8 protein-coding genes are annotated in these 14,482 nt (G+C 68.7%); 6 read left to right on the top strand and 2 right to left on the bottom strand.

The window, feature by feature from the left end; all coding sequences use genetic code 11:
* Window position 1 precedes the first annotated feature (1 nt).
* Complete coding sequence (locus FG385_RS34225; protein WP_200834250.1) at window positions 2–1,192, bottom strand: hypothetical protein; 1,191 nt, start codon at window positions 1,190–1,192, stop codon at window positions 2–4.
* Between the two features lie 117 nt (window positions 1,193–1,309).
* On the opposite strand from FG385_RS34225, the gene glgX reads away from it, so the two are divergent.
* The 6 genes from glgX (at window position 1,310) to FG385_RS01820 (ending at window position 12,665) form a co-directional block, all read left to right on the top strand.
* Window positions 1,310–3,430 carry a glycogen debranching protein GlgX gene (gene glgX / locus FG385_RS01845; protein WP_139094787.1) on the top strand — a complete coding sequence of 707 codons (2,121 nt, stop codon included), beginning with the start codon at window positions 1,310–1,312 and terminating at the stop codon, window positions 3,428–3,430.
* A 170-nt stretch (window positions 3,431–3,600) separates the two neighbouring features.
* Entirely contained in the window at window positions 3,601–5,580 is a 1,980-nt protein-coding gene (locus FG385_RS01840; RefSeq protein WP_139094786.1) for an alpha-1,4-glucan--maltose-1-phosphate maltosyltransferase, read from the top strand.
* A 75-nt stretch (window positions 5,581–5,655) separates the two neighbouring features.
* The gene (gene treS, locus FG385_RS01835) at window positions 5,656–7,473 is read left to right on the top strand and encodes a maltose alpha-D-glucosyltransferase (protein ID WP_139094785.1); all 1,818 of its coding nucleotides are present in this window, start codon (window positions 5,656–5,658) and stop codon (window positions 7,471–7,473) included.
* Window positions 7,470–8,873 (top strand): maltokinase N-terminal cap-like domain-containing protein, encoded by a 1,404-nt coding sequence (locus FG385_RS01830; RefSeq protein ID WP_139094784.1) that lies wholly within the window; start codon window positions 7,470–7,472, stop codon window positions 8,871–8,873. The genes treS and FG385_RS01830 overlap by 4 nt, the downstream gene beginning before the upstream one ends.
* A 70-nt stretch (window positions 8,874–8,943) precedes the next feature.
* Entirely contained in the window at window positions 8,944–11,103 is a 2,160-nt protein-coding gene (glgB, locus tag FG385_RS01825; RefSeq protein WP_139094783.1) for a 1,4-alpha-glucan branching protein GlgB, read from the top strand.
* 86 nt (window positions 11,104–11,189) lie between these two features.
* Complete coding sequence (locus FG385_RS01820) at window positions 11,190–12,665, top strand: hypothetical protein (protein ID WP_235022323.1); 1,476 nt, start codon at window positions 11,190–11,192, stop codon at window positions 12,663–12,665.
* 311 nt (window positions 12,666–12,976) lie between these two features.
* Here FG385_RS01820 and FG385_RS01815 read toward each other — a convergent pair whose 3' ends face one another.
* Window positions 12,977–14,317 (bottom strand): protein kinase domain-containing protein, encoded by a 1,341-nt coding sequence (locus tag FG385_RS01815; protein ID WP_139094782.1) that lies wholly within the window; start codon window positions 14,315–14,317, stop codon window positions 12,977–12,979.
* Between the last annotated feature and the right edge of the window lie 165 nt (window positions 14,318–14,482).

The raw sequence follows: 14,482 nt of genomic DNA, 5'->3' as shown, positions 1-14,482 counted from the left end.
GTCAGCCTTGTTGCAGTGGGCGAAATTCTCCGGTCCAGGTGAGGTTCTGCCCGGGAACGCCGTCGGCTCCCGGTTGGACCGTGCGCGGGCAGAACAGCGTGTTGAACACCCAGGGCGGCTTCGCGGGGCCGAAATCCTGGACCATCGGGGCGGCCTGGGTCAGTGCGCAGGCGGCCACCGCGCACCGGCCGGTCCGCCGGAAGTTCCCGACGGTATCCGTCAGGAACTGCTTGGTGTCCGCGAACCACGGGCAGGCCAAGAGGAAATCGTTCCACTCGCGCTCGGGGATCGGACGCGCGATCGCCTCGCGCACGAACTGCCACACCAGGGTGCCTCGCGGTATCCGGTAACTGTCGGCGAACCCCGTGGGTACGGGATCTTTGAGATGTTGTTTGTAGAGCTTGACCAGCGAGAACTCCGTGGCCAGGAATTTCTGGCCGGGTCGAAGCCGGGGCACGATGTAGTCGAGATACTGCTGGGCGTCGGTCAAAGAGGCCACGTGCGGATGGCAATCCGTACCGGCGACCGACGGCGTGTTCCGCACGAACTCCAGCCAGCGGTCGGTCAGCGCGTTGCGGCTCCGCGAATCCTCGAGATCGGTGAGGGCACCCAGATAGATCCGGGTCTTGCCGGCTGTTCGGGCCCGCTGGTTCCGGTAGTCGATCGTGTGCTGGGCGAGCGCCTCGTAGAACGCATTGAGGTTGGCGGTCTTGCGGCCGCATTCGTAGAAGGGTTCGTTGCCGACGACCAGGATGTCGACCTCGCCCATGACCACGGCGAGGACCTTGTCCAGCCGCTGGAACGCGACGTTCAACTCGGCGCTGCCCGCGGCGGGAAGCCCGTGCGGATAGTCGAACTTGAGGTTCAGCACCGTGCCGTAGCCCTGGCTCACGGCGGCGAGGAGCTTCTGCATGGCCTGTTGGCCCGCCACGTCGCCCTGATCGGCGTCCTGCATGGGGTAGAAGCCCCGCAGCCAGGTCGCCCACACGGCCCGCAGCTCGGCGAAATTCGTGGCACTCAGGTTCTGGTCGACGTTGACACCCAGCACACCGGCCGGAGGCGGCGCGGTGACCCGGCCGGACGCCGTCGCGCCGGGGTTCGAGCCACAGCCCGTGAGTGCCGCTCCGGCGAGCCCGGCCGCCGCGGTGGCCAGACCGAGCATCCGGCGGCGCGTCACAAGGGCGCTCGACATCGACAACTCCCTTCCCTCAGCCGTGATCGACACGCTAGGTGACCGACCTGAAGACCCGCTGAAGACCATTGACCTGCATAGATGCGTAATGTCGTACCGAACTGAGAAGATCGGAAGATGGCCACCCGACTGCCCGCCGAAACGTCCGCTCTCGCCGGGCACCCGTTTCCCCTGGGTGCGCACGCGGAGGGTGGCGGCGTCCGGTTCGCGGTCACCTCCAGTGTCGCGGAGGCCGTCGAGGTCTGTCTCCTCGCCGAGGACGGCACCGAGCGGCGTGTCGAACTCACCGAGCGCACCTTCGGCGTGTGGCACGGCCTGATCCCGGGCGTCACCTCGGGCCAGCGGTACGGCTACCGCGTCCACGGCCCGTACGATCCGCACCGGGGCGTGCGCTGCAATCCGGCCAAGCTCCTCGTCGACCCGTATGCCACGAGGATCACCGGCGCGCTGACCGATCTCGACGCGGCGCTCGGCTATACCGGCGACCCGATGCACGGCAAACCGTCCGAAGTGGACTCTCTGGGCAGTGTCCCGCTGTCGGTCGTCGGCTCGCACGGCGGGCCCGACACGGGAGCCAAACCCGAAGTGCCGTACGAGGAATCGGTCGTCTACGAGCTACACGTCAAGGGTTTCACCGAGCGGCACCCGTTCCTGCCCGAGGAGCTGCGCGGCACGTACCTCGGCATCGCCCACCCGGTGATCATCGAGCATCTGGTGCGCCTCGGCGTCACCGCCGTCGAACTGCTGCCCGTGCACTGGTTCACCGAGGAGCCGCATCTCGTCCGCACCGGGCGCCGCAACTACTGGGGCTACTCGCCTCTCGGCTACTTCGCCCCGCACGTCGCGTACGCGAGCGAGCCCGGGCGCGAGGTCGAGGAGTTCCGGACCATGGTCGCCGCGCTGCACGCGGTGAACATCGAGGTCATCATGGACGTGGTCTTCAACCACACCTGCGAGGGCGGGTTCGAAGGCCCGACGCTGAGCTTCCGCGGCCTCGACGCGCCGGCCTACTACCTGCACGGCCCGCGCGGCGGCGGGTTCGACCTCACCGGCTGCGGCAACACGCTGGAGGCCGGCTCCCCGACCGTGATCCGCCTGGTCACCGACTCCCTGCGGTACTGGGCCACCGAGATGGGCGTCGACGGCTTCCGCTTCGATCTCGCCAGCACCCTCGGCCGCCCGCACGGCGGCGCCTTCGACCGCGACTCGGCGATGCTCACCGCGATCACCACCGACCCGGTCCTGTCCCACTGCAAGCTGATCGCCGAGCCGTGGGACGTCACCGGCGACGGCTACCGTGTCGGCGCGTTCGGCGCGCAGTGGGCCGAATGGAACGGCCGCTACCGCGACACGGTGCGCGACTTCTGGCGCGGCATGGTCCGGGTGGACGACCTGGCGTACCGGCTCTCGGGCTCGTCGGACCTCTACGACCACAACCTGCGCCGGCCGTGGCAGTCGATCAACTTCGTCACCGCGCACGACGGGTTCACGCTGCGGGACCTGGTTTCCTACAACGCGAAGCACAACGAGGCCAACGGCGAGGACAACCGGGACGGCGGCAACGACAACCGCTCCTGGAACCACGGCGCCGAGGGCCCGACCGACGATCCGGAGATCAACGCCCTGCGCGCCCGCCAGGCCCGCAACCTCCTCGCGACGCTCCTGCTGTCCACCGGCACCCCGATGGTCACCGCGGGCGACGAGCTGTGGCGCACCCAGCACGGCAACAACAACGCCTACTGCCTCGACGACGAGACGTCCTGGCTCGACTGGGCCGGCGGCGCCGAATCCGAATCGATGCTCGCGTTCGCGCGGCGCCTGATCCACCTGCGCGCGGACAGCCCCGCGCTACGCCAGCCGCAGTTCTTCGAGGGCCGGACGACGCCGACCGGCAAACCGGACCTGGTGTGGCTGCGGCCCGACGGCGAGGAGATGACCGAACAGGACTGGTTCGACGACGACCGCCGCACCCTCGGGATGTGGATCGACGGGTCGAACAGCCAGTCGCGCACCCGTGCGGGCGAACTGATCCCCGACCATTCGTGGCTGCTGTGGTTACACGCCGGCGACGAACCCGTGGAGATCACGTTGCCCCCGGAGGAATACGGCGCGACGTTCAAGCCGACGCTCGACACGAGCCGCGCGGACGGGACGCCGGTTTCCTCGGATCCGATGAAGCCGGGCGGCGCCCTCACGCTGCCGTCCTGGTCCCTTCTGCTGTTGCGCGCACCCCGCTGACGGGTGACACCTGGGTTACCAGACGGCTCGCGGACTGGACAGGAGCCGCCCGGCGGCAGAAAGTGACAACCGATAGGTTTGCGCCTGTCCGCAGCCGGGTAACGCGTACCGCCACGTTCACACACGAGGCTGCGGCTGCTATCCACATTCGCAAGAAAGGGGCGCTGCCGATGACCGGCCGGCTCGGCATCGACGACGTGACCCCGATGGTGAGCTGTGGCCAATACCCGGCCAAAGCCGTAGTCGGTGAGCACGTACCGGTTTCCGCGACCGTCTGGCGCGAGGGTCACGACGCCCTCGCCGCGACCGTGACCTGGCGCGGCCCCCACGACCGGGTCGCCCGGCGCACCCGGATGACCGAGGTGGGCCAGGGGCTCGACAGCTACGCGGCGGTGATCGTCCCCGACTGTGAGGGCAAGTGGACCTTCCGCGTGGACGCGTGGAGCGACCCGTGGGCGACCTGGCGGCACAACGTGAAGGTCAAGGTGGCCGCTGGGCAGGGCGCCGAGGAGCTGGCCAACGACCTCGAAACCGGCGCCCAGCTGCTCGACCGGGTGTCGCGCAGGCCGGACCGTCGTCGCGAACGCGCGATATTGGCCAGCGCTTCGGCCGCGCTGCGCGATTCCGTCCGCCTGCTGCCGGAGCGCGTCGGGCCCGCGCTGTCCGAGGACGTCGAGCACGTGATGCACGAGTACCCGGTGCGCGAGCTGGTGACCAAGGGCAAACCGCTCAAGCTCTGGGTGGACCGCGAGCGCGCCGCCTACGGCGCCTGGTACGAGTTCTTCCCCCGCTCGACGGGCGGCTGGGACGCCGAGGGCAAACCGGTGCACGGCACGTTCGCGACCGCGAGCCGCGAGCTGGAGCGGATCGCGAAGATGGGCTTCGACGTCGTCTACCTGCCCCCGATTCACCCCATCGGACGAGTGAACCGCAAGGGCCGCAACAACTCCATCGTGGCCGACGAGTCCGACGTCGGCTCGCCGTGGGCCATCGGCGCCGACGAGGGCGGGCACGACGCGGTGCATCCGCAGCTGGGCACGCTCGAGGACTTCGACTCCTTCGTCGCCCGCGCGGAGGAACTGGGCATGGAGGTCGCGCTCGACCTCGCGCTGCAGGCCGCGCCTGACCATCCGTGGGTGATGAAGAACCCGGAGTTCTTCACCACGCGCCCGGACGGCACGATCGCGTACGCGGAGAACCCGCCGAAGAAGTACCAGGACATCTATCCGATCAACTTCGACAACGATCCGCAGGGCATCTACAACGAGGTGCTGCGCGTCGTGCTGCACTGGGCCGAGCACGGGGTGCGGCTGTTCCGGGTGGACAACCCGCACACGAAACCGCCGGACTTCTGGGCCTGGCTGATCAGCACGGTCAAGGACGCGCATCCCGACGTGCTCTTCCTGTCCGAGGCGTTCACCCGCCCGGCGCGGCTGTGGGGGCTGGCCAAGCTCGGGTTCACCCAGAGCTACACCTACTTCACCTGGCGGACCTCGAAGGAGGAGCTCGTCGAGTTCGGGGTGGATCTCGTCCAGCACTGGGATTCCGGCCGCCCGAACCTCTTCGTGAACACGCCCGACATCCTCCACGAGTCGCTGCAGCGCGGCGGGCCGGGCATGTTCGCGCTGCGCGCCGCACTCGCCGCGACGATGTCGCCGACCTGGGGCGTGTACTCCGGTTACGAGCTCTACGAGTGCCAGCCCGCGCGAGAGGGCAGCGAGGAGTACCTCCACTCCGAGAAGTACGAGTTGCGCCCGCGCGACTTCGCGGGCGCGCTCGCCGAGGGGCGCTCGCTCGAACCGTGGCTGACGAAGCTCAACGCGGTCCGGCGGGCTCATCCGGCCCTGCACCAGATGCGGACGCTGCGCTTCCATCACGTCGACAACGGCGGTCTCATCGCCTACTCGAAACAGGATCCCGCCACCGGCGACACCGTCGTGGTCGTGGCGACCCTGAACCCGTACGGCGCCGAGGAAGGCACGCTCTGGCTCGACCTGCCCTCGCTCGGGTTCGGCTGGTACGACCGGCTGATCGCGCACGACGAGGTGACCGGCGAAACCTGGGACTGGGGGCAGGCGAACTTCGTCCGGCTGGAGCCGTGGCGGGCGGTGGCCCACATCGTCAGCCTGCAACGGCGGCTGGCCGACTAGAGATTTAAGAGCGAACCCACCCCCTGCGCCGGCGAGGCGCGCAGGGGTTACCGGCACTGGGACGAGGTGGAGCTGATGGATCAAGAACCCCGGCCCGACGCGGCGCTCGGGCTGGAAGGCGTGCCGCACACCGGTGAAGCGGTGACCCCGGAAGGCATCCTGGTCGAACCGCAGGCCGACGACTTCCGGCCGGCGAAACAGGCCCCGGCCAACCCCATGTGGTTCAAGGGCGCGGTGTTCTACGAGGTGCTGGTGCGCGCGTTCACCGACTCCAACAACGACGGCACCGGCGATCTGCGCGGCCTGGCGAACCGGCTCGACTACCTCGAATGGCTCGGGGTCGACTGCCTGTGGCTGCCCCCGTTCTACGCCTCGCCGCTGCGCGACGGCGGGTACGACATCTCCGACTTCCGCGCGGTGCTGCCCGACTTCGGGACCGTCGAGGACTTCGTCTACCTCCTCGACGAGGCGCACAAGCGCGGCATCCGCGTGATCACCGACCTGGTCCTCAACCACACCTCGGACCTGCACCCGTGGTTCCAGCAGTCGCGCTGCGACCCGGACGGCCCGTACGGCGACTTCTACGTGTGGAGCGACGACGACTCCCGGTACGCCGACGCGCGCATCATCTTCGTCGACACCGAGTCCTCGAACTGGACCTACGACCCGGTGCGCGGCCAGTTCTACTGGCACCGGTTCTTCACCCACCAGCCCGATCTCAACTACGAGAACCCGGCCGTGGCCGAGGCGATGGTCGACGTCCTGCGGTTCTGGCTGGACCTCGGCATCGACGGGTTCCGCCTCGACGCCGTGCCGTACCTGTACGAGCAGGAGGGCACCAACTGCGAGAACCTGCCCCGCACGCACGAGTTCCTCAAGAAGTGCCGCAAGGTGGTCGACGACGAGTACCCGGGCCGGGTGCTGCTGGCGGAGGCGAACCAGTGGCCCTCCGACGTCGTCGAGTACTTCGGCGACCCGGCCAACGGCGGCGACGAATGCCATATGGCCTTCCATTTCCCGCTCATGCCGCGCATCTTCATGGCGGTGCGGCGCGAGTCGCGGTTCCCGATCTCGGAGATCCTCGCCCAGACCCCGAAGATCCCCGACAACTGCCAGTGGGGCATCTTCCTGCGCAACCACGACGAGCTCACGCTCGAGATGGTCAGCGACGAAGAGCGCGACTACATGTACGCCGAGTACGCCAAGGATCCGCGGATGAAGGCGAACATCGGCATCCGGCGGCGGCTGGCCCCGCTGCTGGAGAACGACCGGAACCAGCTCGAACTGTTCACCGCGATGCTGCTTTCGCTCCCGGGCTCACCCGTCCTGTACTACGGTGACGAGATCGGTATGGGCGACAACATCTGGCTGGGAGACCGGGACGCGGTGCGGACACCGATGCAGTGGACACCGGACCGCAACGCGGGCTTCTCGCAGTGCGATCCCGGCCGGATCTACCTGCCGGTGATCATGGACCCGATCTACGGGTACCAGGCGATCAACGTGGAGGCGCAGCGGGACGCCGCCTCCTCACTGCTCAACTGGACGCGGCGGATGATCGAGGTGCGCAAGCAGCACCACGCGTTCGCCGAAGGCGAGTTCATCGAGCTCGGCGGGTCCAACCCGAGCGTGCTGGCCTACAAGCGCACCTGGATGCGGCCGGACGGGCAGCTTGACGTGGTGCTCTGCGTCAACAACCTGTCCAGGTTCCCGCAGCCGGTGGAGCTGAACCTGGCCGAGCACGAGGGCTGCACGCCGATGGAGCTGACCGGTGGGGTGTCGTTCCCCGACATCGGGGAACTTCCCTACCTGCTGACGTTGCCCGGACACGGGTTCTACTGGTTCCAGCTGCTCGACGAGGACGCGAAAGCGAGGCGAGGTGACGGACCGTGAGCGATCCGGCTGAACTGATCGGCCCCCTGGTGCACGCGCTGCCGGAATGGCTGCCGGGCCAGCGGTGGTTCGGCGGGAAGGACCGCCCGGTCAGTGAGGTGCGTGCGCTGAGCACGACGGTGCTGGCCGAGGAGCCGCTGCTGGTGCACCTGATCGTCGAGGTGCGCCAGGCCGACCGGAGCGCGCCGTACCAGCTGCTGATCGCGAGCCGGGATCCGCTGCCGGAGTACCTCGGCTCGAGCTGGATCGGCACCGAGCAGGGCCGCCCGTGCTACGAGGCGGCCGGGGACGCCGACGTCAACGGGCGGCTGCTGGATCTGATCGCCGAGGGCACGCGGGTGGGGTCGCTCGAGTTCGAGCACGAGCCGGGCGCCGAGGTGAGCGGCGGCCTCCGGGGCCGGCCGATCACCTCCGAGCAGAGCAACACCTCGATCGTCTACGGCAACCAGTACATCCTCAAGCTGTTCCGCAAGCTCTCCCCCGGCGAGAACCCGGACGTCCGGCTCCACCGGGCGTTGCAGCGGCAGGGGTCCGAGCACATCGCCCCGCTGCTGGGCAGCATCACCGGCGAGCTGGGCGGCGAGCCGGCCACGGTCGGCATGCTGCAGCGGTTCATCACCGACGCGGTGGACGGCTGGGCCATGGCCACCACGAGCGTCCGCGATCTCATGGCGGATCCGGAGCTGCCGCCCGACCAGGTGGGCGGGGACTTCGCGGGTGAGTCGCACCGGCTGGGCCAAGCGGTCGCGACCGTGCACAACGACCTGCGGCGCGCGCTCGGCGGGCAACTGGCGGACCAAGACGAGCTCGACCGCACGGTGAAGACGATGCACGACAGGCTCGACTCGGTGCTGGAGGCGGTCCCGCAGCTGCGCGCGTACGCCCCGGTTCTGCGTGCCGCGTTCGAAAAGGTGCGTGACCACGACGGCCCGGTCCCGATGCAGTTCATCCACGGCGACCTGCATCTGGGCCAGGTGTTGCGGACGGTCACCGGCTGGTTGCTGCTGGACTTCGAAGGCGAACCCGCCGCGCCGGTGAGCGAACGGTCGGCCCTGCGCTCACCGCTCCGAGACGTCGCGGGCATGCTGCGCTCGTTCGACTACGCGGCGCACCAGATGCTGGTCGGGCAGCCGGAGGAGCCCAGGCTCACCGAGCGCGCGCTGGAATGGGCGCGGCGCAACCGAACGGCGTTCTGCGAGGGCTACGCGAAGAGCGCGGACGACGCGATTGGCGACCCGCGCGCGCACGCTGTCCTCCTGCGGGCCCTCGAACTGGACAAGGCGGTCTACGAGGTCGCCTACGAACACGCGAACCGGCCGGAGTGGCTCGGCGTGCCGCTCGCGTCGATCGCGCAGCTTACCGATGAGGCCGGAAGTAAGCCGACCGATGAAGCGGGCTGACCTGCACAAGCCGCTTACTTTCGGTCGGTTTGATATCTGCCGGAACAGTAGCTCAGGAGGCGAATAACCCGTGTCCGAACTGCCCGAAGGCGCCCCGGCGCCCGCGGACATCGACCGGTTGCTGGCCGGGTCGCACCACGACCCGCACTCGGTGCTCGGGGTGCACGGTCACGGGGACGGCGCCGTCGTGCGGGCCCTGCTGCCGCAAGCCCGCTCGGTGACGCTGGTCGCCGCCGACCACAAGTACGAGCTGACCCGCGTCGTGGACGGGCTGTTCTGTGCCGTGCTGCCCCGGCATCCCGGCGACTACCGCTTCGAAGCCGATTTCGGCGGGCATGTCGTGGAGCTCGACGACCCGTACCGCTACCTGCCCACGGTGGGCGAACTCGACCGGCACCTGATCGGCGAGGGACGGCACGAGCGGCTGTGGGACGTGCTCGGCGCGCACGTCCGCCGTTATGGGGCCGTGCACGGGGTTTCGTTCGCGGTATGGGCGCCGACGGCGCGCGGCGTGCGCGTGATCGGCGACTTCAACGGCTGGGACGGCCGGGCGCACCTGATGCGTTCGCTGGGCTCGTCGGGGGTGTGGGAGATCTTCATCCCGGGGATCGAAGCCGGGACCTGTTACAAGTACCGGATCCTCGGCGCGGACGGGCACTGGCGTGAGAAGGCGGATCCGCTCGCGTTCGCCACGGAGAAGCCGCCGAAGACGGCGTCGGTGGTCGCGGATTCGCACTACGAGTGGGGCGACGACGACTGGCTCGCCGAGCGCGCCGAGACGAACTGGACCGACGCGCCGATGAGCATCTACGAGGTGCATCTCGGCTCGTGGCGGCAGGGACTGGGGTACCGGGAGCTGGCCGAGGAGCTGGCGGACTACGTGCGGGAGACCGGTTTCACGCATGTGGAACTGCTGCCGGTCGCGGAACATCCCTTCGGTGGCTCGTGGGGTTACCAGGTCACTTCTTACTACGCGCCGACGGCCCGGTTCGGTTCACCGGATGACTTCAGGTTCTTCGTCGACAGGCTGCACCAGCGCGGGATCGGCGTACTGGTGGACTGGGTGCCCGCCCATTTCCCGAAGGACTCCTGGGCGCTGGCCCGGTTCGACGGGACGCCGTTGTACGAGCACGCCGACCCCCGGCGCGGTGAGCAGCCCGACTGGGGCACGTACGTGTTCGACTTCGGCCGCAACGAGGTCCGGAACTTCTTGGTGGCGAACGCCCTGTACTGGCTGGAGGAGTTCCACCTCGACGGCCTGCGGGTGGACGCCGTGGCGTCGATGCTGTACCTCGACTACTCCAGGCCGGAGGGGCAGTGGGTGCCGAACGAGTACGGCGGGCGCGAGAACATCGACGCCGTGCGCTTCCTGCAGGAGCTGAACGCGACCGTCTACAAGCGACACCCGGGTACGGTGATGGTGGCCGAGGAGTCCACGGCCTGGCCGGGCGTTTCGCGCCCGACGCATCTGGGCGGGCTCGGGTTCGGGTTCAAATGGAACATGGGCTGGATGCACGACACGCTGCAGTATCTGGGGCATGACCCGGTGCACCGGTCGTATCACCACAACGAACTCACGTTTTCGCTGGTCTACGCCTGGAGCGAGAACTTCGTGCTGCCCCTCTCGCACGACGAAGTGGTGCACGGCAAGGGTTCGCTGTGGGGTCGGATGCCCGGCGACGGCTGGAACAAGGCGGCCGGCGTGCGCTCGCTGCTGGCGTTCATGTGGGCGCATCCGGGTAAGCAGTTGTTGTTCATGGGCGGGGAGTTCGGGCAGGAGCAGGAGTGGTCGCAGGAGCGGTCGCTGGACTGGCATCTCCTGGACCAGCCGTTACACGGCGGTATCCGGCAGTTGCTGTCCGAACTCAACGCCGTGTACCGCCGGTCCCCCGCGTTGTTCACGGCGGACACGAGGCCGGAAGGCTTCCAGTGGATCGACGCGAACGACGCCTACGGGAACGTGGTGAGCTTCCTCCGGCACGGCGACGACGGCTCAAAACTGGCCTGCATCGCGAACTTCGCCGGCATGCCGCACCACGATTACCGGGTGGGCCTGCCGTCCGCCGGCCGGTGGCGCGAGGTGGTCAACACCGACGCCGAGGTCTACGGCGGCTCGGGCGTCGGCAACTACGGCATGGTGGAGGCGGTGGCGCGGCCGTGGCACGGGATGCCCGCGTCGGCGGTGTTGCAGCTTCCTCCGGCCGGGGTGCTCTGGCTCGTTCCAGAGTGATCTCCCGCGCAAATCGGACCTTTTTACCTCCAATACCGAATTGGGACGCAAGGCACCTCTGATCAATTTCCGGCACCCCGCCGGCATTGGGCCCTCGCCGGGAACCGAACGTCCGAAAACGGAAGCGCTCCGACCCCAGCGCGCCCACTTCTGGTACTCAACGGGAAGAAAAAGGCCACCCGCACCTCACTGCTGAACTGGGGAATTTTTCGCACGGTGATCATACTGTGATCCGCCCGTTATCCGTGCTAGCCTCACGATCCGTTCGACCCGAGGGGGGTGAGAAACGAACACGACAGGAGAATTCCTTGCTGAGAAAAACCGGGCGGCATCGTGCGCCGAAACCCGCGAGAAATCTGCTGATCGGCACTTTGCTGGTGGTGCCACTCCTTGTCGTCTTCGGGTTCGCCTCTTTCGGATCGGGCTCGCAGCGCGGCGGCGGCCAAACGCTGACGGTGGCCGCGCAAGCCGTGCCGGCACGCACGCCCTACGGGCACCGGCCACACAAACGCGAGCAACCGCCGCCGCAGGCGGTGAACCCCAACTGCACGCTCTCGGTTCCGGCGAACCCGTTGACAGCGCAGGGTCTTGCGACGCCCTACGAACTGAGCGGAACCGGCGACGGAGGCCCTTGCCACGAAGCGGATGCCGCACAGTCGGCGTTCGTCGAGGCCACGATCCTGGATCCGGCCACGGGCAAGCTGTCGGTCTACCGTCCGCTGGTCGTGGACCGCGGCCGGCGCCCCGCGGCGCCGACGATCGTGCCTACCCTGCCCCCGAACGCGGTCGTGGGTGTGTGGTTCGGGTTCAACGGCGACGTCCTCACGCTGACTGGTGCGCCGGGATGCGTGAACGGCCTGCCCGGGTCGCCGTTCGGTCAGTTCGGGTACTGCAACGCGCCGGCGTTCTTCGCCGCCGCCAACGCGGCCATCGAGAACAAGCGGCTGACCGTTCCTGACATAGGTACCGGCAAGGACGGGCAACCCTGCCCGACGGTGCGTGACTTCGGCCTCGTCGACCAGGATCAGAGCGACAACGTCACCGCGACCTACCTCGCGACGCGCGATGGTCGCACAGCGCAGGCCGGCACGGTCCGCCTGCCCGGCACGACCACGCTGACCAACGGCAGCGACAACGGGCTGCTGGTGAACTTCGTCGACCCGGCTTTGGGCTGCACTCCGTTCACCGCACCGGATCTGACGAACCATGGCAAGCCGGCGACGTCGCTAGCGCTGAACGAACTCCAAGCGGCGGCGCACCAGGCGCAGCCGGTGGCCTTGGTGCCGCCCAATGATCCGATGACGCTGGCGGACGGGAAACCGAGCGTCCCGAAGGTGAACCTGTACCGTGCGGGCGTGAACCAGCCGCCGCCAGTCGCGGGCCTCGATACGGCGAACGCCTACTGCACGAACCTGGCCTCGATCGGAAACCGCCGCCTGGCAACCGATCGCGCCCTGTTCCAGCAAGCACCGTCCCCAGACGCCGGCGCCGCGAACCTGTTCGACTTCCTCACCCAGCGGCTGCAGAACTCGGTGCAGCTCTTGAACTGCCCCACGCCCTGAGCCCGACTAACCTGCTCGGCCCTCACACCCAGCGACTGCCGAACACGACCCACCTCCCGAACCGCCCGACACCAACCCCAGCTGACCGGTTCGGCTCTCGCCCCCCGCGACCGCCGAACACGGCCCAGCTCCCGGGCCACCCCACACCCTCACCCTGACTAACCTGCCCGACCCCTCCCCCAACAACCGCCGAACACGACCCAACTCTCAAACGACCCCCACACCCGCGACCGCCGAACACGGCCCCATTCCTGAACCACCCCAGGCCCCGACCCTGGCTGATCTGTTCGGCGGGACCCCCGCCGAACAGATCAGGAACGGGCGCAGCTCAAGTCGGGCGTGGCCGCGCCACCGCCCGATGTGGTCGCGACGAAACCGAAGCTCGTGGTGCCGTTGGCGGCGACCACGGCGTTGTATCCCGCGTTCGTCACGGTCACGGTGCGCCCGTCGCGGGCGAGCGTGCCGTTCCACAGGTTGTCGATCGCGTCGCCGCCCGGCAACTGCCATTGGACGGCCCACCCCGTGAGGCCACGCCCGTCATCGCGCACCGTCACCTCGACCTGGTAGCCGTTCGGCCAGGAGTTCGTCACCCGGTAATCGGCCGTACAGTCCGGCTCCGGAGCCTGCGTCGTGGTGGTCGTGCTCGCGGGAGCCGCCGCCGGCGGTGGAACGCCCTCGGCCGACCGCGTGCCGGAGCCGTTGATCCGGCTGCCGAGCAGAACCCCAACCGCTAGCAAGGCCACCGCACCCGCCCCAGCGACGACCAACCGCCGAGAAGGCTTGCGGCGACTGGGCAGCAGGAGCGTCGGATCGCGCGGCGGCGGCGCGGGTTTCCCTTCCGCCACCGCCGTCAACGTTTCCTCGACCTCGTCCATCCGCGGCCGGTCAGCAGGGTTCGGCCGCAGCATCCGGACCAGCACCCCGGTGAGCGGACCCGCCTGCCGCGGCGGACGGACGTCACCTCGCGCCACCCGTTGCAGCAGCGCGTACGGGTTCTCCTCGCCATCGAACGGCGGCACGCCTTCCACGGCCGCGTACATCGTCGCGCCCAGCGAGAACACGTCCGACGCGAAGACGGCATCCGCCCCGCCCGCGACCTCCGGCGCCAGATAGGCCGGGGTACCGGCGATGACCCCACCATCCGTCATGGTGCCTTCACCGAGGGCACGCGAAATGCCGAAGTCGGCCAGTTTCGCTGTGCCATCGGCCGTGATGAGTACATTGCCCGGCGTCACGTCACGGTGCACGATTCCCTCGGCGTGCGCGGCCGCGACCGCCGACGCCACCTGACCACCGATGCCGGCGACGTCTTCCGGCGGCAACGTCCCCCGCTCGGCGAGCAGCGCGGCCAGGCTTTTCGACGGCAGGAACTCCATGACCAGGCACGGTTTCCCGCCGTGCTCCACCACGTCGTGCACGGTGATGGCATGCGGATGGCGTAGCCGAGCGGCCAGCCTCGCCTCGCGCACCGCGCGACGAACGGCCTGCTGCGCGGCTTCCTCACCCGCGGCCGCGTCGAGCACCAGCTCCTTCACGGCCACGGTCCGGTCCAGGCGATCGTCCCGCGCCCGCCACACGACACCCATCGACCCGCGGCCGATGCGGGACACCAGCCGGTACCGTCCTGCGATCAGCTCACCTTCGCCGGCCACGTCTCCTCCGGTCCCGAGGTCCTGAAGGGCCCATTCTAGGAACCTCGCGTTCGGCAGACGGAGCCCGATGTTGTATTTGTTCGTTCACCTCCAGACCGCTTCCGTCGTGCGTTGTTGCCTGCCGGCCTACGAGCCCACCTGATCTCGTGGCGATGGCTTTCCCGA

Source organism: Amycolatopsis alkalitolerans (assembly GCF_006152065.1).
GTDB lineage: Bacteria > Actinomycetota > Actinomycetes > Mycobacteriales > Pseudonocardiaceae > Amycolatopsis_E > Amycolatopsis_E alkalitolerans.
The sequence above is the reverse complement of the archived record's forward strand: the minus strand, read 5'-3'. Positions and strand labels throughout refer to the sequence as shown.